Source organism: Kurthia sibirica, assembly GCF_003143975.1.
Lineage (GTDB): Bacteria > Bacillota > Bacilli > Bacillales_A > Planococcaceae > Kurthia > Kurthia sibirica.
This window is the reverse complement of the sequence record NZ_QFVR01000004.1, coordinates 149680-170886: the sequence shown is the minus strand read 5'-3', so window position 1 is coordinate 170886 and position 21207 is coordinate 149680. Positions and strand designations below refer to the sequence as shown.

At 37.2% G+C, this 21207-nt stretch carries 19 protein-coding genes and 2 pseudogenes; 15 read left to right on the top strand and 6 right to left on the bottom strand.

What is annotated here, in order from left to right:
• The first annotated feature begins 22 nt into the window (after window positions 1-22).
• Window positions 23-1291, top strand: coding sequence for a tyrosine--tRNA ligase (tyrS, locus tag DEX24_RS04725; RefSeq protein ID WP_109305257.1), 1269 nt, complete (start codon window positions 23-25; stop codon window positions 1289-1291).
• 166 nt (window positions 1292-1457) lie between these two features.
• Here tyrS and DEX24_RS04720 read toward each other — a convergent pair whose 3' ends face one another.
• Window positions 1458-2273 carry a cobalamin-binding protein gene (locus DEX24_RS04720; protein WP_109305256.1) on the bottom strand — a complete coding sequence of 272 codons (816 nt, stop codon included), beginning with the start codon at window positions 2271-2273 and terminating at the stop codon, window positions 1458-1460.
• 120 nt (window positions 2274-2393) lie between these two features.
• On the opposite strand from DEX24_RS04720, the gene DEX24_RS04715 reads away from it, so the two are divergent.
• The 3 genes from DEX24_RS04715 to DEX24_RS04705 all read left to right on the top strand — a co-directional run bounded on the left by DEX24_RS04715 (window position 2394) and on the right by DEX24_RS04705 (window position 3934).
• Window positions 2394-2657: a metal-sensitive transcriptional regulator gene (locus DEX24_RS04715; RefSeq protein WP_109305255.1), complete on the top strand. Its 264-nt coding sequence runs from the start codon at window positions 2394-2396 to the stop codon at window positions 2655-2657.
• Window positions 2658-2724: 67 nt separating this feature from the next.
• On the top strand, window positions 2725-3021 hold the full coding sequence (locus DEX24_RS04710) for a rhodanese-like domain-containing protein (protein WP_109305254.1): 297 nt from the start codon (window positions 2725-2727) through the stop codon (window positions 3019-3021).
• A gap of 271 nt (window positions 3022-3292) precedes the next feature.
• Entirely contained in the window at window positions 3293-3934 is a 642-nt protein-coding gene (locus DEX24_RS04705) for a YIP1 family protein (protein ID WP_109305253.1), read from the top strand.
• A 669-nt stretch (window positions 3935-4603) separates the two neighbouring features.
• On the opposite strand, the gene DEX24_RS04700 is transcribed toward DEX24_RS04705, so the two are convergent.
• The 3 genes and pseudogenes from DEX24_RS04700 to rpsD all read right to left on the bottom strand — a co-directional run bounded on the left by DEX24_RS04700 (window position 4604) and on the right by rpsD (window position 5928).
• Window positions 4604-4972, bottom strand: a complete 369-nt coding sequence (locus tag DEX24_RS04700; RefSeq protein WP_346214622.1) for a helix-turn-helix domain-containing protein — start codon at window positions 4970-4972, stop codon at window positions 4604-4606.
• A pseudogene (locus DEX24_RS17755) lies at window positions 4949-5050 on the bottom strand (hypothetical protein); the annotation flags it as partial. The pseudogene DEX24_RS17755 and the gene DEX24_RS04700, both read right to left, overlap by 24 nt.
• 275 nt (window positions 5051-5325) lie before the next feature.
• Complete coding sequence (rpsD, locus tag DEX24_RS04695; protein ID WP_109305251.1) at window positions 5326-5928, bottom strand: 30S ribosomal protein S4; 603 nt, start codon at window positions 5926-5928, stop codon at window positions 5326-5328.
• Between the two features lie 365 nt (window positions 5929-6293).
• Between rpsD and DEX24_RS04690 the strand changes: the two genes are divergently transcribed.
• Window positions 6294-8174: a sensor domain-containing diguanylate cyclase gene (locus DEX24_RS04690; protein ID WP_146192965.1), complete on the top strand. Its 1881-nt coding sequence runs from the start codon at window positions 6294-6296 to the stop codon at window positions 8172-8174.
• Window positions 8175-8837: 663 nt separating this feature from the next.
• On the opposite strand, the gene DEX24_RS04685 is transcribed toward DEX24_RS04690, so the two are convergent.
• Together DEX24_RS04685 and hisJ are read right to left on the bottom strand one after the other, a co-directional pair.
• Complete coding sequence (locus DEX24_RS04685) at window positions 8838-9317, bottom strand: GAF domain-containing protein (RefSeq protein WP_109305249.1); 480 nt, start codon at window positions 9315-9317, stop codon at window positions 8838-8840.
• Window positions 9318-9329: 12 nt separating this feature from the next.
• The gene (hisJ, locus tag DEX24_RS04680) at window positions 9330-10130 is read right to left on the bottom strand and encodes a histidinol-phosphatase HisJ (RefSeq protein WP_109305248.1); all 801 of its coding nucleotides are present in this window, start codon (window positions 10128-10130) and stop codon (window positions 9330-9332) included.
• Between the two features lie 148 nt (window positions 10131-10278).
• On the opposite strand from hisJ, the gene DEX24_RS04675 reads away from it, so the two are divergent.
• The 10 genes and pseudogenes from DEX24_RS04675 (at window position 10279) to DEX24_RS04625 (ending at window position 21198) form a co-directional block, all read left to right on the top strand.
• Window positions 10279-11979: a septation ring formation regulator EzrA gene (locus tag DEX24_RS04675; RefSeq protein WP_109305247.1), complete on the top strand. Its 1701-nt coding sequence runs from the start codon at window positions 10279-10281 to the stop codon at window positions 11977-11979.
• 128 nt (window positions 11980-12107) lie between these two features.
• Window positions 12108-13265: a cysteine desulfurase family protein gene (locus DEX24_RS04670; protein WP_109305246.1), complete on the top strand. Its 1158-nt coding sequence runs from the start codon at window positions 12108-12110 to the stop codon at window positions 13263-13265.
• A complete protein-coding gene (thiI, locus tag DEX24_RS04665) occupies window positions 13252-14457 on the top strand; it encodes a tRNA uracil 4-sulfurtransferase ThiI (protein ID WP_109305245.1) in 1206 nt (401 codons plus the stop codon). The genes DEX24_RS04670 and thiI overlap by 14 nt, the downstream gene beginning before the upstream one ends.
• 279 nt (window positions 14458-14736) lie before the next feature.
• Window positions 14737-14955, top strand: a pseudogene (locus DEX24_RS04655) (transposase); the annotation flags it as partial.
• Between the two features lie 328 nt (window positions 14956-15283).
• A complete protein-coding gene (gene mbcS, locus DEX24_RS04650; RefSeq protein WP_109305243.1) occupies window positions 15284-16861 on the top strand; it encodes an acyl-CoA synthetase MbcS in 1578 nt (525 codons plus the stop codon).
• A 163-nt stretch (window positions 16862-17024) separates the two neighbouring features.
• Complete coding sequence (gene rarD, locus DEX24_RS04645; RefSeq protein WP_109305242.1) at window positions 17025-17936, top strand: EamA family transporter RarD; 912 nt, start codon at window positions 17025-17027, stop codon at window positions 17934-17936.
• A gap of 13 nt (window positions 17937-17949) precedes the next feature.
• Entirely contained in the window at window positions 17950-18975 is a 1026-nt protein-coding gene (sppA, locus tag DEX24_RS04640) for a signal peptide peptidase SppA (RefSeq protein ID WP_109305241.1), read from the top strand.
• An 11-nt stretch (window positions 18976-18986) separates the two neighbouring features.
• Complete coding sequence (locus DEX24_RS04635; RefSeq protein ID WP_109305240.1) at window positions 18987-19577, top strand: RDD family protein; 591 nt, start codon at window positions 18987-18989, stop codon at window positions 19575-19577.
• Between the two features lie 38 nt (window positions 19578-19615).
• Window positions 19616-20116 (top strand): thiol peroxidase, encoded by a 501-nt coding sequence (gene tpx, locus DEX24_RS04630; RefSeq protein ID WP_109305239.1) that lies wholly within the window; start codon window positions 19616-19618, stop codon window positions 20114-20116.
• 143 nt (window positions 20117-20259) lie between these two features.
• Complete coding sequence (locus DEX24_RS04625) at window positions 20260-21198, top strand: class I SAM-dependent methyltransferase (RefSeq protein ID WP_109305238.1); 939 nt, start codon at window positions 20260-20262, stop codon at window positions 21196-21198.
• Window positions 21199-21207: the final 9 nt, after the last annotated feature.

Here is a 21207-nt window from a genome sequence, read left to right as displayed (position 1 = left end):
ATTCTCAAGGAGGTAGTTATCAATGACAAATGAATTAATCCAAGATTTAGAGTGGCGTGGCCTGCTCTACCAACAAACAGATGCAGAAGGTATGGCAAAAGTTTTAAATGATGAAAAAGTATCTTTATACGTAGGTGTTGATCCAACTGCAGATTCTATGCATATTGGGCATATTGTACCTATGTTAACTTTACGTCGCTTCCAAAATGCAGGGCATCAACCGATTTTATTAGTAGGTGGTGCAACCGGAATGATTGGAGATCCATCAGGTCGTTCGGATGAACGCAATCTTTTAACAGATGAGCAAATCCAACATAATGTGAACTGCATTAAAGGACAATTAGCGCGTATTTTTGATTTTTCATCAGATGCAAATGGTGCGCAATTATTAAATAATTTTGATTGGTTTGGCAAAATGTCAACAATCGAATTTTTACGTGATTACGGTAAACTAATTAATATTAACTATATGCTTGGTAAAGATACAATTGCGTCTCGTTTAGACTCAGGTTTATCATTTACAGAGTTCACATACACTTTAATTCAAGGTTTAGATTTTAAACATTTATATGATCACCATAATGTACGCATTCAAGTAGGCGGTTCAGATCAGTGGGGTAATATTACGACTGGTCTTGAAATGATTCGTAAAACACATGATGAAGAAGCGAAAGCATTTGGTATTACAATTCCGTTAGTTACAAAAGCCGATGGTACAAAATTCGGTAAAACGGCAGGTGGCGCAATTTGGTTGGATGGCGAAAAAACATCTCCATATGAATTTTACCAGTTTTGGCTGAACACTGCGGATGCAGATGCCATTAAATACTTGAAAATTTTCACATTCTTAAGCCGTACAGACATTGAAGCTTTGGCAGTTAAAGTAGAAGAAGCAGCTCATTTACGTGAAGCTCAAAAAACACTCGCAGCTGAGATGACAAAAATGATTCACGGTGAAGAAGGTCTAGAGCAAGCGATGAAAATAACAGCTGCATTATTCTCAGGTGATTTAAAAGCATTATCTGCAGATGAAATGAAAGTAGCTTTTGCTGGTGTACCATCAGTTGAAGTAGCTAAAGTAGATTATGCGATTGTTGATCTCTTAATCGAAGCAGGTATTGCCCCATCTAAACGCCAAGCACGTGAAGATGTTACAAATGGTGCAATCTCCATCAACGGTGAAAAAGTAAAAGAGCTTGATTATACTATCGATGCGAAAGATCGCTTAGAAGACGCATTTTGCATTATTCGCCGTGGTAAGAAAAAATATTCAATGGTTAAATTTGCATAATTACTACTAATATAGAAGAAACTTAAAAACTGTCCTGTGATTCGTTGGAATCATAGGGCAGTTTTTTACTTGTATAGACCATCAACTGTACGCATATGCATCCTACAAGAGGTCCTACTTTTTTCACTAAAGAACCGCTCTTATAATAAAGGACGTAGAAAAATTATTATTGTTGCTTTATGATGAAAGAAGGTAAAACTACATGTTTATAGGCTTCGGGATGTACTTGTTTGGCAAGTTTTAAAGCACCTTCAAGCAGACGTGGAGAAGGGCGACAATAGAGCCATTCTTCCATTTTATAGATTGCGTTATTTTGTACGGCTGTTATATCCGACCAACCAACGCGCTTTAAGACAACAGCTGTATTGATACGCTCGTATGGAACACCAACCCAACTTAGAAAAATCATATCAGGATTTCTTTGTCGAACATCCTGGGCATCGGTCATGACACTTGCGAGATTTACGTCACTAAACGTATTAATGCCTCCAGCTAGTTCACTAATCTCTGTCAGCCAATTTATATGACCGGGAGTAAAGATGGGATTGGGCCACCATTCCCAATAATAGCTCGGTTTTTGTTTAATGGTCGCAGCAATTTCGTGCATTGTGGTGATGAAATTTCGATATTCTGTAGCAATTTCGCGTGCCAGCTCATCTACATGGCATGCTTGACCTAAAATGAGTAAATCCTCAATTATTTCTTCTAAAGAGTTGCCATTAAATAGGATATGAGGAATATTTCTTTGTTGCAGTGCAGTAATATTTTTTTCCATACCAGGTACACTAAGTGAAGCCAAAACTAAATCCGGTTGCAATTGTTGTAAAGCGTCCATATCAATAGATAAATCAGGACCCAACTTCGGCAAATTTTGTGTTGACTCAGGCCAATCAGAAAAGTCGTCGATGCCAACTAATTGATCCGTTAAACCCAAATAAGCGACTAATTCGGTATTGCTTGGACAGATGGAGATCAGGCGCAATGAAATCCCTCCTTCAAATTCTTTTGAAAAAATTATACCATAGTAAAAGTAGTATCACTTGACTAAATACCTATTGGGGTATATTCTGTATAGAGTAAAAACTAAGGGAGGGGAATAATAGTGGAATACAACCAACAAGTTCGCAATCGTTTAAAACGTATCGATGGACAAATACAAGGGATTTTACGCATGATGGATGAAGGCAAGGACTGTAAGCAAGTGATCACACAACTGTCAGCTTCTCGTAGTGCAATTGATCGCACAATTGGTTTGATTGTTAGTACTAACTTGGTGAATTGCATTCAAGGCGATGGTAACGAAGACAATCGAACACAGGAAGAGCTTATTTCTGATGCCGTGAATTTACTCGTTAAAAGTCGTTAATTGGAGAGGCTATTATAGCTTTTTCCGCTATTTAGTATACCCCATACGGTAAAGGGAGAGCAAAAAAATGAAAACAATTACTACTACTGAAGTACAACAACTAATAGAACAAGGTGAAAAATTAAACTTAATCGATGTACGTGAAGCAGATGAAGTAGCTACTGGGATAATTCCTGGTGCGCAACATATTTCACTTGGTTTAATCGAATTTAAAATGCAAGATTTAGATAAAAAAACACCTTATATTATGGTGTGTCGTTCAGGTGGTCGTTCAGGTCAAGCAACAGCATTTTTAGAACAACAAGGATTTGATGTAACAAATATGAATGGCGGCATGATGATGTGGGCTGGCGAAACTAAATAATAAAAATGGAAATTGTGCTATTTACTACAAATAGTGCAATTTTTTTAGTATAATAAACAGGAACGTTTTGTAATAAGTGGAAAAAAAGACAGTTTATTGCGTTTCTTTAATGAATAGCATCATTTGTATGCCGAATTACTTAAAAAATATAGCTATTATTGTTATTAATAAAAGTGAAAAAGGGTATTCAATAAAGAAGCATAGTACCAACTTAATGTACTGTTATTATGCAACCACTTATTAAGATGAATACAAAAGGGAGTTGACGTTTATGGACGCAGACAAACATCCGTATAGAACACTATGGACCTCACCGCGAATTATGATTCGTACACTATTATCTAAAAAAAGTTTTTGGGTTATTTTTGCTCTTAGTTTTTTAGGAGCATGGGGAGCAGCACTTTTCGAATCTGTTAATAAGATTGGTATGGAAAAATCACAAAATTTAGATGATTTAAGTAATCCAACGGTTGCGATGACGCTCGTTTCGACACTCTTGACAGCCGTGTTTGGATTATTGGTTGGCGCAGCAATTATCGCCTTTTTCTATTGGATTATTGGTAAACTATTCAAAGGGACAGGGATGTACAAAGATTTATACAAAGGCTCGATGATTACATCAATGCCTTATTTCATTGTTGTACCATTTACGCTTATCTGGTTATTTGGTTCTCCAGCAACATATTTTGACAATGAGGTAACGCGATCGGCATTGTGGACGGTGATGATGGGACTTACGTATATAACAGCATTTATTGCCAGTGTTTATACATTTGTTTTATCAATTGTCATGATTTCAGAAGTGCATAATTTTTCAAAATGGAAAGCATTCTTTACGATGATTATTCCAACACTTGTAATCGTAGTAATCGTTATTATTTTTGCTGTTTTACTGTTTTCAGTATTATTTTAATTAAAGGGTAGTAGATCAAAACATTTATCTAGGTGACGCCATTAAACAGGCGATTTAGGTAAATGTTTTTTTGTGGATTTTTTTGTTTTATGCTATTTGCTGGAGGCAAATAATAGCCCGTTCATTCACATGCTGAAAATAGGTAGGTAAAGATATTGATGAGCTTTCGTTTTGGTCAATCCAGTGTTTTGTTGGAGGGGAAGTGGCTGTCACCCTATTACAGTTAATTCTCCAAAGGCGATTTTTTGCAGACTAGTCAGAAATATGTATAAAAGAGAAAGTGAAGAAGTTCGTTATCTAAGATTTTCTCATCTGGTGTAGAGCCGACTTCCAGTTTATTTACATTACTTGGATTACGATCGTGTACAGCCTCAAAAATAGCGCCACTTTTATGACAAAGTTTGATAAACGATAGAAAAGAAAAACTCGTAAAACATTGATTTAACAACGTTTATGGGGTAGTTTGAAGCCATCTGAATAGTGGTCAAATTAACGTTGATATAACAAGGAACCCCACCTTTTTCATTTAGCCCAGATGTAAACCAACTTCTTTATACTTTAATGTTAGTAAGATCTTCGCTCTAAATCGTTTATAACCATATGCGTTTCGTTTCATTGATTCCTATCCATTACAACGATTTCTACTTGATCACCGAACTTTTACAAGTACTATTTTATCGTATCTTTTCGACGATTTGGCAAGATAGCAATCGGTTCATGTGTTTCTGCATTGGCAATGATTAGTTGGAATTCACCTGCATTTGTCTCTCTTTTATATGCATCAATTGCGAGCGCTTTTGGTAGCGTGACACCTGACACTAATTGTTGTTCTGCGACTTGATCAAAACGCCGAATAACAGTTGAACTAGCTGTCCCCATTTTCTCAGCAACTGATTGGAATGTAGATGATTTAACGCATAGCATTTGAATCGCTTGATGCCATTCTTTTGAAAAGCGTTGATCACGTTCAATAAAAGAAGTTTTTTCTGAAAAACGTTTTCCACAAGAACAGACATAGCATCGACGCTTATAATACAAAAACGTAAGTCGTTCAAACCATTTTAAATGATTCATTTTTTGTATGCGATCATCCTGTACTTTCGAAGTAATGGACTGACAAGTTGGACAATATGTGAACGCTTCGGCATTTCTATAAAAAGAGCATACTTGCCCTCAATTTCTTCAACTTTTGTGATTAAAAGAAATAGTGCGTTACTTGTCGGTGGAAAGCTCTCGCTATTTCTAAATGTCTAAAACATGAATTGTTTTAATACCCCAACATATAGAATAGAACCACAAAAGAATGAGTAAAAAAATATAAAGAAAACCCCGGAAACATTGATTTAACAACGTTTACGGGGTAGTTTGAAGCCGTCTGAATAGTGATCAGATTAACGTGAGTAGAACTCGACGATGTACGCTTCGTTGATTTCAGAAGATAATTCAGAACGCTCTGGAAGGCGAGTGAATGTACCAACTTTAGTATCAGCATCAAAAGTTAAGTGTTCTGGTACGAACGCGCTAACTTCGATTGCTTCAACTACTGATGCATTGTTGATTGATTTTTCACGTAATGTAATAGTTTGACCAGCTTTAACGCTGTATGATGGAATATCAACGCGTTTGCCATCAACCAAAACGTGACCGTGGTTTACTAATTGGCGAGCGCCGCGACGTGTGCGAGCTAAACCAAGACGGTAAACTACGTTATCTAAGCGAGTTTCAAGTAGGATCATGAAGTTTTCACCATGAACCCCTTGCATTTTACCAGCTTTTAAGAATACGTTGTGGAATTGACGTTCAGTCATTCCGTACATGTGGCGAAGTTTTTGTTTTTCTTGTAATTGAAGACCATACTCAGATAATTTCTTACGTTGAGTTGGACCGTGTTGTCCTGGAGCATATGGACGTTTTTCGATTTCTTTACCAGTACCGCTTAAAGAAATGCCTAAACGACGAGATAATTTCCAAGATGGACCTGTATAACGAGACATTTAAAGTCCCTCCTATTGGTTTTTTATTTGGCATAAAATAAAAACCAGATGTATTTAGCCACACAGATATTTTATTATCTGGTATTCTCGCCCTTGCAGCCGAGAAGAGTTACTAATACCCCATTCACAATAAAGTGAAGGAATAAAATAAGCTGTACTGACCATACAACCGCTGCGTTTATTTTACACAAATTTCATTGTATATTGTGTAGCTCAACATGTCAAGAGCTTTTCTTAAACCGAGACAATGTATATATGTTTTTTTGAAAAAAACACCTAGTATAAAAGGAGTAGTATAAAAGACTCTGTATGTGTATAATGAAATCAATAACAATCAGTTGAAAAGGGAAGTTGGTGATATTATTATGAGAAATAAGCATATATTAGAAGATTTAAAGGGTCAATTACTGGAGCTTTGGATAGTTATTAATAACTCAAACAATAAGAACGGTAGCGAATACTATAAGCAATTTGAAAAATTATTATTTAATCACTTTCAAGTAGCGAGCTTTCATTACTATATCGTTGACCATGATACTGTATTTACTATCGCACAAGATGATAGTAAATTAACGCCGTATTCCTTCCAACTGCTCGAATTAATGCCTTTCATTCATCAACGCCATATACACCCAAACCCTCTGCTAGGGAAATTTAAAGCGTTGCACCCAGATATAAATGAAATCATTACGATTGAGGACAAGCAACAACAAAAAATTGTCGGTTTCTTAATGTTTGAATCAACATCGGCTTGGGATGAGTTTGCGAGTACGCAATATTTAGATGAATTAATAAACATATTATTTGAAACGGTGCAGCTATCCAAAAGTCGTATTATCGATACGGATGACAATAAAATAAATGCAGAACTGCTTGAACTGACTGAACTATTTCATTCAACGATGGATATTGAACGAATTTTAGATGCGGTTATTTTAGGTACGAGTAAAAGTTTTCCTACCCTCGAACATAATTTAATACTATCGAATGATCAAGAAAGAAAACCGAATATTAAAGTACATGTTTTTGATTATTTAAATGAGCGTAAGTCAACAATAGAAGCATTTGTATCAGGCGATTTAGTCATTGAAAATGCCGAGGATTTACAGCGGACGATACTTAGTGCACCTATACGTGGGCGTCAAGGGACATACGGTGTGATTCAACTTATTGCTTCGCAACGATACTTATTTACCGAAAAGGATAAAAAACTAGTAACTTTCTTAGGTAACACGTCTGGGAATGCATTAGAAAATGCTAAGCTATATCATCAATCGCATCGATTAGTAGGTGATCTACAATTGATTAATGAGTCATCGCATCGTCTGAATATGAATTTATCGCAGCAAGAAATGCTGGTCTATTTATCAAACTTATTGAATCAATCTTTTTTACCATCAGAAAGTGCCTTTGTTTTCTTTGAAGACAGTGGTGCAGAATTGAAGATAGGGACTTCTGCGTATTTTTATAAGAAAGAAGCACAACTATATTTAGACTATGTGAAAAATCATTTTACTAAAACGTCAGATCCATTATTTATCGCAGATTTTCAAGAACTGATTGGGGGCTCGTCGAAATATGCGTCTATGATGGTCATTCCAATTGTGATACGAGAAAAAGTCTTTGGTTATGCGCTTGTCGTACACGAAAATTCTTACTATTTTTCTTTTGATAGCTTCAAACTCATGCAATCGATCATTCGTCATTCATCTTTGGCTATTTCCAATGTCATTTTGCGTGAACAATTACAAGAAATGGTGGATCGAGATCAGCTGACGAAGTTATATGCGCGTCATTATTTAGGGTCATTTGTAGAGCAATCTGTCGGGAAAGATGACAGTGGGGTATTTGCGCTCATTGATATCGATAATTTTAAGCTAGTAAATGATCAATTTGGTCATTTAGAAGGCGATCGTGTATTAGAGAATGTTGCCGCTGTTATTGTGGGTGGTGCTGGTTCGAATGCTATAAGTGCACGTTGGGGCGGTGAAGAGTTGGCAGTTTATTTCCGCAATACGCCACTTGCTGAAGCCGTGGCGATTGCCGATGCGATTCGGCAAGCAATCGAACGATTACCTTCACCGTCAGTGACTGTTTCAGTGGGTGTGTCGAGCTGGTCAAAAAATAATGACGCAAATTATAAGACAATCTTTAAAGAGGCGGATTCTGCGATGTATTTTGCAAAACGCAATGGTAAAAATCAAGTGCAAATATACGATGTTAAAATGGTAGAAACGGAGACATAATAACTTTCGTAATTCTTGCCGATCGATTAACGAATTGTCGTTGATCGATCGGCTTTTTTATGGTTCTATATGGAGGTTTTTAAACAATACCACCTCTGCTCGACGCTTTCCGCGGGCTTCGCTTCAACTGATTCTTTGCGTCGCCACCGAGTCACTTATACGTGAATTGCTGAGAAAAAAGGAATGAAAGGTGAGTTGTGCACCATGAATGTTAATAGGGCATTCATCGCATTGAAAGATGTAATCATCACAAGGATGGAAAAAATAAGTGATGCCATTACATTTTATATAGCACTACCTAAGCAAACGCCTGTTTTTCGAACGAAGATTTGATTGAATACGAAGTATAAAGAAATGGGTTTGTATTTAGGATAAATGAGTTGTTTAGTAAAGGACGGGAACCCTGCTGAAAAGCATTCGCCCGAAACGCACAAAGAGAAAAGGTGGCGTGATTTGACGTAGAAAATTTTTATGGAAAAACGAGCCTGGGACAGAACAAAGATAGTCTGTCTCCCATACGAATCATCAAATCAATTGAACGCGCAGGAGTCGTTTTTCGAAGCGGAAATGGATTGAAATGAATAATCCCGTATGATTTCGAAAAATCATACGGGATTTTCTGTGTTGAAAATACGTTTGCCTCAAGCTCGTTGGGCGGATTGTTTATAGATGTTTTTGCAATGTCTTCACAAAAAGTTCAACACCTTGTTGGTCTTCTTCTGTGAAGCGATCAGTCAATGGGCTATCGATATCTAGGACGCCATATAACGCGCCATTTACAATAATCGGTACCACAAGCTCAGATCTTGATGCGGCATCGCAGGCGATATGTCCTGGGAATGCATGGACATCCGCAATGCGCTGTGTTTTTAGTTCGGAAGCGGCTGTACCACAAACACCTCGTCCGATTGCAATGTGAACACAAGCGGGTAGCCCTTGGAATGGGCCGAGTAGTAGCTCATCATTTTTTAATAAATAAAAACCACACCAGTTAATAGTATTCATACCTTGATTCAGAAGGGCGGAAGCATTGCTTAGGTTTGCAATAGCATCTGTTTCACCTTCTAACAAAGCATCGAGCTGTTTACTTAACATAGAATATTGTTGTGCGGTTGTACCTGATAATGCTTGGTTTTCAAACATAAAAACACTCCCTTAGTCGAAATATGGCTGTAAATATTCGCTGTATTGTAGTAAATCCTGTGCTTGATGGGCATCAGAACCAAAAATAATTGGAATATTTAATGCTTTAATAAGTTTAAAATAAGTCAAAGGTGGATATGGTTCTTTACAGAATTTTTTAGCATAGCCTGCGCTGTTAACATCCAACTCCAATTGTTGTTGTGCCATCATGTGTAGAACTTCCTCAACCGCGTGTCGATCATCAATCGCCTCGTTATGAGCCAATTGGAATTTATGTACGAGTGTAGGGTGACCAATGCGCTTAGGTTTAAAAAAACCTAGGTCAGCAAGTATTGAAGCTTTGATGGAGTTATAGTATAGAGTATAGATGTTTTGTACGCCACCTATTTTACTTGCGAAATCGATGAAAACGTCATCTGAATAATCGATGCATACATATTGATCATCATGCAGTAGAAAGTGAACGGATAAAATACTGTCATCTATAAACGGACCATAATGATTTAACCACTCCTTCGTTTGCTGTTCGAAACCGGCTATATAGTCTATTTCAAAGCCAACTCGAATATGAATATGCTCTTTATATTGCTGCTGTAACGCTTGGATTTTTTCGATATAGGGTAGAACATCTTCTTCGCGCATCCCGCTATCTTTTTGGGGCGTTGGATCTATAAAGCCTTTTGGCATAGGTGCATGTTCCGTGAAGGTAATATCAGTTAAACCATGTGAAATCGCTTTTTCGATATAACTTTCGAATGAGTCTGTTGTACCGTGCGGGCAAAAAGGTGAATGTATATGGGCATCTCGAATCATATTAATAACCTCCAAAATATGTATAAAGTACTATCGTGCAAAAAAACGTTAAGAAAAGCGAGTAAATCATCAACAATTGGAAATAAAACATGGTAATATTAAGAATAATAATAGGCTGATAACCTGACATAGGAGAAGGGGGCTTACGATGGAGTATATCATTCCAGTAGTCATCGTACTATTAGTATTTGTTGTTGGGGTATTCGTATTCCGCAAAAAACATCATACTGAAATTAGTAGACTTGATCAGAAAAAATTAGATATTCAAAACAAACCTGTCTTAGAAGAGTTATCGAAGGTGAAGAGTTTGAATATGAGTGGACAGGCAGAAGAGATGTTCGAACGTTGGCGCAATAAATGGACGGAATTAATTGATGTTGAAATGCCGAAAATTGATGAATTACTATTTCAAGTAGAGGAATTTGTTGATAAATTTCAGCTTAAAAAAGCAACAGTTCTTGAAATGGAAATTGAAAAGCTTATTGAAAATTACGATGCTGAAATGGAAGTTATTTTAAAAGAACTAAACGAGTTGATGGAAAGCGAACAACAAAATCGTATAGAAATTGAGCAACTCAAAGACGATTACCGTTCTGCACGTAAAACATTATTGGCACATCAATATGCTTTTGGTGCGGCAGGGGAGCCTCTTGAAAAACGACTTGAGGCATTCCCACCTGCTTTTGAAGAATATGATCACATGACGGTGCAAGGAAATTATATGCAGGCTAAAGAAATCGTGATTGATCTACATCAGCAAGGGGTAGAGATTTTCCGATTGATTAATGAAATCCCGACCTTATTAACGGAAATTCAGCATAAAATCCCAGCAGATCTAAATGATATTCGAAATGGGCATATTGAAATGACAGAACAATCCTTTTTCCTGTTACATTTAGAAATCCCTGAGAAATTAGATGACATTGAGCATTTGTTGCCACATTATAAAGAACAGGTAACGAAGCTTGAAACGACAGATGTTTCTGCAGCGATTGAACAAATTAAAACAGATATAGATTCTTTCTATGATCTATTAGAAAAAGAAGTTGTTGCCAAGCAATATGTGGATGCTAATTTTCCGCCAATTGGTTTGTACTTAGCAGAATTAATACAAGACATTAATGAGTTAAAAGTAGAAGCAGATATCGTGAAAAAGAGTTATCATTTGACTGAAAAAGAAATGCTGATCCCGATTGAAAGTAAAGCGCAGTTAAATAGCGTAAAACAACGCTATGAATTATTAGCTGTAGAAGTACAAGAACGTCAATCAGCTTATTCAAGCATTCATGAAGAGTTATTGGAACTACAAAAATTAATGGATCAAGAAGCAGAAAAACGTGCTGTGTTTGCAGAGCGTATGTCAAGTTTGCGTGTTAATGAAGATAAGGGACGTGACCAACTAACTGCATTGCAAAAACGATTGCATGCTGTTGAACGTAAAATTAGCAAAGCAAATACACCGGGAACACCAGAAGAAATCGATGCTCGAATTAGTGAAGCAGAAGAACAACTATTTGTTGTCAATAAAGGATTGAACGAAGTTCCAATCAATATGGGGACAATTGTTGCTGACATTGAAAAAGGCCATCAATATGTCACCGAAATTGAGGTAGTGGTGGAAGAAATGTTAGAAAATATTAATTTGATTGAATTGCTAATTCAGTATGGTAATCGCTATCGCATGGTCAAACCGGGTATGAATGAGCGTCTATTAGAAGCGGAAGAAGCATTTAGAGATTTACGTTTTAATCGAGCGTTGGAAATTGTCGCAACAGCTGTAGAGACTGCGGAACCTGGCGCATTGAAAAAAATGAAAGTTCAAGTAAAAGATACGGTGACAAAAGGGTAATAAAATAGAAAAAAGAGGGACTGCTATCTGTATTTTACAGATAGCAGTTTTTTAATTGTTCAATCGCTTTGACCTGTATTTTTTGCTATAATAATAAAATATGTAGATGATAGAAGGAAGGGTAACACATGATTTATTTAGATAATAGTGCCACAACAAAACCGAGCGAAGCAATCATGACGACATTCATACAAGCCAATGAGCGATTTTATGCAAATCCGGCATCCTTACATGAAATGGGTGTTGCGTCAAATTCATTGTTAAGCCGCTCAAGACAACAAATTGCGGACCTATTGAAAACGACGGAGCAGCAAATTGTCTTCACTTCAGGTGGCTCGGAATCTAATAACTTTATTATAAAAGGTTTAGCGAATGCCAATACACATAGAGGGAAACATATTCTTGTATCAGCAGTGGAACATGCGTCTGTACTTGAATCAGCTCGTATGCTAGAGGAATCTGGCTTTGAAGTTGACTATGTAAAAGTAGACCATCAAGGTGTCATTGACATGAACGACTTCAAAGAGAAGTTAAGAAAAGATACGGTGGTTGTCAGCGTGATGCATGTCAATAATGAAGTAGGTGCAATTCAGCCAATTCAGGCCATCGCTGCGTTAATTCATCAGGAAAGTCGCGCATTTTTTCATGTAGATGCTGTACAAAGCTTTGGTAAATTAACGATTGATTTCCAAGGTGAATACGCACCGGACGCTATTTCGATTTCAGGTCATAAATTGCATGCTTTTAAAGGTAGTGGTATCGCAGCCTTTAAAAAACTCTTCACAATTGACCCGTTGATTCATGGCGGTGGACAAGAGATGGGGCTGCGCAGCGGTACGGTAGCAGTGCCACAAAATGTAGCACTAGCAAAAGCGATGCGCTTAGCTAGTGAGATGCAAGTGCAGCAAGTTGAGAAATACAAGGATTGGCGCGACGAATTACATGCTTTTTTAGCGCAATTTAGAGATGTGTATACACTATCTACGAATGCGGGTGCACCACATATCGTCAGTTGTTCTGTTGCGGATATTAAAGGGGAAGTTATGATCAATGCGATGCAGTCACAACAAATTATTGTATCCACTTCGAGCGCATGCCATTCGAAGGATTCCAAGGTGAGTCATGTCGTGACAGCAATGGGGATTCCAGATGAGTATGCTCGCGGTGTGATTCGTATTAGTTTTGGTCAAATGACCACGCAAGAACATATAGAGAGTTTCAAAAATGTTTTTGAAAACGTCTTAAAACAAGTTAAGGGAGAGGTAAAAAAGTATGAAATGGTCTGAAATTTTAGTTCGTTACGGCGAAATATCGACAAAAGGGAAAAATCGTAAACAATTTATTAATCGTTTACGTGATAATATTCGTTACACATTCCAAGATTTATCCGATGTAAAAATTCATCCGGAGCGCGATCGTATGTATCTACGTAGTAATGATCCAGCAGTTATGGAACAATTAATTGCACGCTTACCAAAGGTTTTTGGGATTCAATCATTTAGTCCGGTAGCAGAATGTCCGACAACATTAGAAGATATGAAAAAACTAGCAGTTGAAATTGTGTCATCAATTGATTTTGAAGGCAAAACATTTAAAGTCAATGTGAAACGTTCGTATAAACGTTTTGAACTAGAAACATATGATTTAAATCGAGAAATCGCGTCTCATGTGTTAACAACATTACCTGGTATGACGGTACAAATGAAAGATCCTGACATCGAATTACGCGTTGAAGTGCGCGAAGAATCAACGTATATGATGATTGATGTTATTCCAGCAGCTGCTGGTCTTCCAGTCGGTTCAAATGGTAAGGCCTTATTATTATTATCAGGTGGTATCGATAGTCCTGTAGCAGCGTTTTACATGATGAAACGTGGCGTTCGTATCGAGGCAATCCACTTCTTTAGCCCACCATTTACGAGTGAACAGTCACTTGGCAAAGTAATGGAATTATGTGAGATTATTAGCGGTTTCGGTGGCAATGTGCGCCTGCATATTATTCCATTTACAGAGATTCAGCAAACGATTCAACAAGCAGTTCCAGAAAATGTGACGATGACATCAACTCGCCGTATGATGATGAAAATTTCAGATCAAGTACGCAAAGAAGTAAATGCTCTAGCACTTGTAACGGGTGAAAATCTTGGGCAAGTAGCAAGTCAAACATTGGAAAGTCTAGCAGCAATAAACGATGTGACGACTACACCTATATTACGTCCATTGATTACATTTGATAAATTAGATATTATTAAAATAGCGGAAGAAATCGGCACATATGAAACGTCTATTCGCCCGTTCGAAGATTGCTGTACAGTCTTTACACCAGCCAATCCTAAAACGAAGCCTAATGTTGAAAAAATGAATTATTATGAAGCATTTACAGATTTCGATGAAATGATTGAACGCGCAGTGAAAAATCGTGAAATTCATGATTTTCCTAAGAAAAAAATTGCGGATGAATTCGAAGACTTACTATAAAAGAAACGCCTCCTTTTTGGAGGGCGCTGAAAAAGTCCACTTATGCACAGATAAGCGAGGACAGGAACGAATTTCGTTCCTGTCCTCGCTTTTCCTTGTAGCCGTTGATTCCGTTCCGGCGGACGCTTTTCGCGGGCACGGCTCCAGCCTTCTCCCTCGCTTCGCTCAGTCCGGGTGCTTCCGCTCGTGCTGTTCCCGCAGAAGTCGCCGCCTGCACTCCATCAACTTGTACTATTCATGGGTTAAAATGTGGTCTCGCCCGGTCACGGACCATCCTGTATAAATGAACTCGTTGATTTTTCATGTATTATAGACGAATTAAAATCAAAATACTGTTTGGATAATGGTCGAAATGCGATTCCACCAATTCGTATGTTCAAATATTTACTCCTAAAAGCAATTCATGACTTATCAGATGCCGATCTTGTTGATCGTTCTAAATACGACATGTCCTTTAAATATTTTCTAGACATGGCACCTGAAGAGGATGCCCTCAATTTTTTGGGGGCGTTTTTTGAATTAAAAACAAGAGGTATGGTCTTGGGAAATACAAAAAAAGAGAATGTGAACAGAAAATTAGAGATTTTTTTAATTTATTCGCATCACCTTTAAATTATTTTGATATATTTTTTAAGGGCTTTTTTCTCTTTAAAGAAGCTAAATTCTATTTATTGCTATAGTTTATCTAGTATTAAAAACATCAATTGGTTTATTTTAACAAAAACTTATTACCTAGTATTAATAGAAGATGGTAGCAATAGGTTGTACTTATTTATTTACAGCGATATAATGAGGAAAAGCATTACATATTTAAGGGGGAGTTAACATGAAACGAGAGGATCTACTAGCACCATTACATTATAATCTAGTATCCGAAATTGAACGATTTGCAACTGGCGAGGGGAAAACTGCAGTACAGTATTTAGATGCAGAGGGATTGAAGAAAACTATTTCTTATGATGATCTCATCCACGAAGCGAATAAAATGGCAAATGTCTTCAAGTTAAATGGCTTGCAAAAGGGCGATGTAATGATCGTCATGGTTCCCCGATTAGTTGAAGCGTATATTACCTATATTGCAGCGATTAAGTCTGGCTTAGTTGTCATTCCAAGTTCAGAAATGTTACGCACTAAAGACATCGAATACCGTATTGAGCACAGCTCTGCAAAAGCAGTTGTGTCATACGAACCATATATATCACAGTTTGATGATGTGAAAAATTTAAATACGATTACACAGTTTGTAATTGGGGAGGGCCAACCACATGGACAATGGATTCCTTTGATTCAACAGATGGAAGAGGTTGATGCGCAATTTGACATTGTCAACACACGGAGTACGGATACAGCATTTTTGTCTTACACGAGTGGGACAACTGGCAATCCCAAAGCAGCTGTCCATACGCATGCTTGGGCATTTGCACATTTACGTACAGCTGCTCCCCATTGGTTAGGGATTAATGAGGGAGACATTGTTTGGGCGACAGCGAGTCCAGGTTGGCAAAAGTGGATTTGGAGTCCATTCTTATCGGTGTTAGGCAGTGGTGCAACTGGCTTTGTTTATAATAGTCGTTTTGATGCCGAAACCTATTTGAAGTTAATCAAAGAATATAAAGTGAATGTGCTCTGTTGTACACCGACAGAATACCGTGTAATGGCAAAAGTCGACCATTTAGCAAGCTATGATTTGAGCAGTTTACATAGTGCTGTTTCAGCTGGTGAACCCCTAAATGTTGAAGTGATCAACCGCTTCAAGAATACATTTGATATTCAAGTGCGCGATGGTTATGGGCAAACAGAAAATACCTTGCTAATCGGTACGATGAAAGGTATGGCAGTGAAGCTTGGCTCAATGGGGAAACCAACACCAGGGAATGACGTTGTAATCATCGATGAGTTCGGCCAAGTATGCGCCAGTGGTATTGTTGGTGATATTGCGATTCATCGCAATACACCAGCCTTGTTTAAAGAATATTTTAAAGATCCAGAACGTACACAAAAGCAGTATAGAGGCGATTATTATGTGACCGGTGACCAAGCGAAGATGGATGAGGACGGCTACTTTTGGTTTGAAGGAAGAAGCGATGATATTATCATTAGCTCGGGTTATACAATCGGACCGTTTGAAGTTGAAGATGCACTAGTCAAACATGCTGATGTATCCGAATGTGCCGTTATTGGTAGTCCAGATGAAATACGTGGATCGATCGTTAAAGCATTTGTCATTTTAAGAAACAAAGAACGTGCAAATGATGCGGGATTTGTGAAGGAATTACAAAACTTTGTTAAAGAATTAACTGCACCATACAAATATCCACGTGCTATCGAATTTGTCGACGAGCTTCCGAAGACAGCCTCTGGTAAAATTCGTCGCATTGAATTACGAGAAGCAGAACAACAGTAAAGATTGTACAAATAGAATGGAAGTGACGACAAGTACCCAACTCCGTACTTGTTTTGACACTTCTTTTTTATTTGATTAAAAATAGATAAGAAATAGCCGTTTACAAATGCCGGTAAGTCCTACTATACTTAGAAACATTAGAGTAGAAATGAGATGGTGTAAAGTGGAGTCACGAAGTAAGGGGATTATAGCGGCCGCACTGGCGTATATTATTTGGGGAGTAATCCCATTATATTGGAAGCAGTTAGGCATGGTTTCGAGCGATGAAATTATTACAAGTCGCATCGTGTGGTCATTTATTTTGACTGTATTATTTGTCATTGTTATTAGGCAAGGTAAGCCACTGGTGACCGATTTAAAAAATCTTTGGCATAATAAAAAAGCGTTTTGGGCATTATTTGCTGCAGCCTATTTAATATCTATTAATTGGTTTATTTTCATCTGGGCAGTTAATAATGATCATATAATTGAAACAAGTATGGGGTATTATATTAATCCATTAATTTCGGTGTTATTAGGTGTCGTTTTCTTGAAGGAAAAATTATCGAAAGCCCAAGTATTGGCTTGTATCATCGCTTTTGCAGGCGTTATGGTGCTCGTTATTGCCAATGGTTCATTTCCCTATGTATCAATAAGTTTAGCATTATCATTTGGTATCTACGGCTTATTGAAAAAACGCATTAAATTAGATGCTACAAGAGGTTTGGCAATCGAAACCTTGTTTATTTTACCAATTGCGGTCATTTATTATATTTACTTGATTATGCAAGGGGATACAGCATTGTTCCACAGCGATACGAAAACAACGTTATTATTAATTGGAACAGGTGCAATAACAGCCATTCCATTAATATTATTTGCAGTGGGTGCACAAAATATTCCGCTGTATTTAGTTGGCTTTTTCCAATATATTGCACCAACGATGACATTATTTATTGGTGCGGTAGTTTACGGAGAAAACTTTGGTGGAATCGAATTACTAGCCTTTAGTTGTATTTGGTTAGCGATTATTGTATTTTCAATATCGACGTTCATAAAACCAAAAAAAATCAAAGCAATCTTAGAAACAGAATAAGGGAGATGACAGAATGAATACAAAAAGATGGGTCGCATTAGGTGCGGCAGTCGTATTATTATTTGGTTCCATTTTAATAAGTGCTTTGATTAATCTAAGCAAATCAAATTTTGCTGGTCAGTTTGAAAAACTGACGAGTACATCGTTACTAGAGTCGAATATGACGCGAAAAACGATAGAAGAAGGAAGTAATACATCGCAAATTGCTTTATTAAAAGTGGATGGCACAATTCAAGATACTGGTGACACAACGTCAATTTTAGGCAGTAACACTGGCTATAATCATCAGCAATTTTTAAAACAATTAGATGATATTAAAGCAGATACCAATGTAAAAGGTGTCGTGTTATCGGTTAACTCCCCAGGTGGTGGTGTAGTTGAATCGAAACAAGTTTATGAAAAAATCAAAGCAATTCAAGATGCACGAAAAATTCCGATTTATGTATCGATGGGCTCAATGGCAGCTTCAGGCGGCTACTATATCTCAGCACCAGCCGATAAGATTTTTGTTGATGAAGAAACATTGACTGGTTCGATTGGTGTTATTATGCAAGCAGTCAATTATAGTGAACTTGCAGATAAGTATGGTGTATCATTTGAAACCATTAAAACGGGACCTTATAAAGATATTATGAGTGGTTCAAGAAAAATGACTGAAGGTGATCGTAAAATTCTTCAATCAATGGTTGATGATTCCTATAAACGCTTTTTAAATGTTGTAGCGGATGGTCGTGATCTGCCGATGGCTGCTGTTAAAAAGGTAGCGGATGGTCGTGTTATGAATGGCTCACAAGCTGTAAAAGCCGGATTAGCCGATGACTTTGGTTATACTGCCGACGCTATTGCCGCATTGAAACAAGATAAAGATATGAAAGGCTCAAAAGTTTTTGAATATAATACACAAGATTCAATTTCAAGCTTATTTTCAACGAAGGTATCTTCACTATTTGGTGCTTCCGCTGAAACACAGGCGATAACTAAGTTATTATCAAACTATAACAATGCGCCACGTATGATGTATATGTATGGTGCGGAATAGGGGGCGTTACTATGTCTGAAGCAAGTTTAAAGTCATCTGATATGGCAACCTCAGCAGCGCTCTTTGAAAGAAAGCCCGCAGGGTTCTGGGTGCGTTTTTTCGCCTATCTTGTCGATCTATTAATCATTAACATTGTTATTGTGGGTTTAGTTGTTCATACGATTATTTCAGCTTCTGGTCTTGAACATCACACTATTTTCTATTTAAGTTGGTCAACGATCATTGGTTTTATTATGTTTTATGTTTATTTTGTTGTCATGACGAAGTTTTTAGGTCAGACGCTCGGTAAGATGATTTTTGGTTTGAGAGTGGTATCGGATAATGATTCTGCGCTAAGCTGGTCAACGGTTGTTTTTAGGGAAGCAATTGGTCGATTATTTTCGGCAATTATTTTAGTACCGTATTTAATCGTTGGTTTTACAAATAAACACAAAGGTTTACATGACTTGATCGCAGATACACATGTTATTCATGAAAATAATTATTCTCCTAAAACAATTGAGCGTAGTGATTTTCATGAAAAATCAATGAAAGAACGCTATGAAAAGAAAGAAAAGCAAGAAAATGAGCCTTCACAGTTGCAAGATAAAGAGAATCTTTAGTACACTTAGTTGTAGATATTTTGAGGAGGCGTTTGGAAATGGCAACAGTAACATTCAAAGGAAATTCTGTAACATTAGTAGGCGAAGAAATTAAAGTAGGCGCAATGGCACCAGATTTCACAGTTGTGGATACCGGGCTAGGCGAAAAAACATTAAAAGATTTCGCAGGAAAAAAATTACTAATCTCAGTAGTACCATCAATTGATACTGGTGTATGTGATGCTCAAACTCGTCGCTTCAACGAAGAAGCCGCTTCTTTTGGTGATGACGTAGTAGTATTAACTATTTCAATGGATTTACCGTTCGCTCAAAAACGTTGGTGTGGTGCTAATGGTATCGATAATGTTATTACATTATCAGATCACCGTGATGCTTCGTTCGGTGATGCCTATGGCGTACGTATGAAAGAATTACGTTTGCTTGCACGCTCAATCTTTATCGTGAATGCCGAAGGTACTGTAACGTATGTAGAATATGTTGCTGAAGGTACGACTCATCCAGATTATGATGCAGCTATAGCAGCACTTAAAGCACTTTAATAAAATCGCACAATAACATAGGCGAAGGGGCTGTCCCATAAGCATAATATCCATACTCTCAGTAGCTAGGGCATTTGCCCGAACTTAAAAGAACGGATATACAATGCTAAGGGACAGTTCCTTTCACTTTTTAGGAGAGTACAATGGAAAATATAGAACAGATTTATACATTTATCGATACGGAAGCTGAAAAAGTAAGCAAGGAACTTGATGTTACTTATTTAGACGGTGTTCGTTCAGCTTTAAGTACACTATTAAATACAGATGAACACGAAGCAATTATGGGTGTTACTAAAGAAGATATTCGTAAAGCAACCCAGCTCGCGATTTTAAAAGGTATGCGTAAAAATGTGCAACCGAATCATCAAATGACACCAGATTCATTAGGTTTTCTCGTTGGTTATTTCGTCGACCAATTTTTTAGTAAAGAACTTAAAAAAGAAGGAAAGCTGACTATTTTAGATCCAGCTGTAGGCACTGGAAATTTAATGCTGACAGTGATGAATCATATGGATGGTAAATTAGAAGGACTTGGTGTAGAAATTGATGACTTGCTAATTCAACTAGCGGCAGTGTCTGCTGATTTACAAGAGCAACCGGTGGCATTATTTAGACAAGATGTGTTACAAAATCTAATAATTGACCCTGTTGATGGTGTAGTATGTGATCTGCCGATTGGTTATTATCCAGATGAAGAAAATGCTGCTAAATTTGAAATTCATGTAGAAGAAGGAATGACCTATGCACATCATATGATAATCGAGCAGTCGATGAATTATACAAAAGATGGTGGCTACTTGTTCTTCCTTGTACCGAATAATATTTTTGAATCAGAACAAGCTCAATTACTGTATAAATATGTACAGACACATGCGTGGATTCAAGCAGTTATTCAATTACCTGAAAATCTTTTCAAAAAACAAGAAATGGCAAAAAGTTTATTCATTCTTCAAAAGAAATATGATGGTGGTAAAGCCGTAAAAGATGTCCTATTAGCAAAAGTACCTAAACTAGATAATATACAAGCTTTGGAATCTTTTTTTGCGCAAGTGCAAATCTGGAAACTCGAAGAAAAAAAATAATTTTATTGT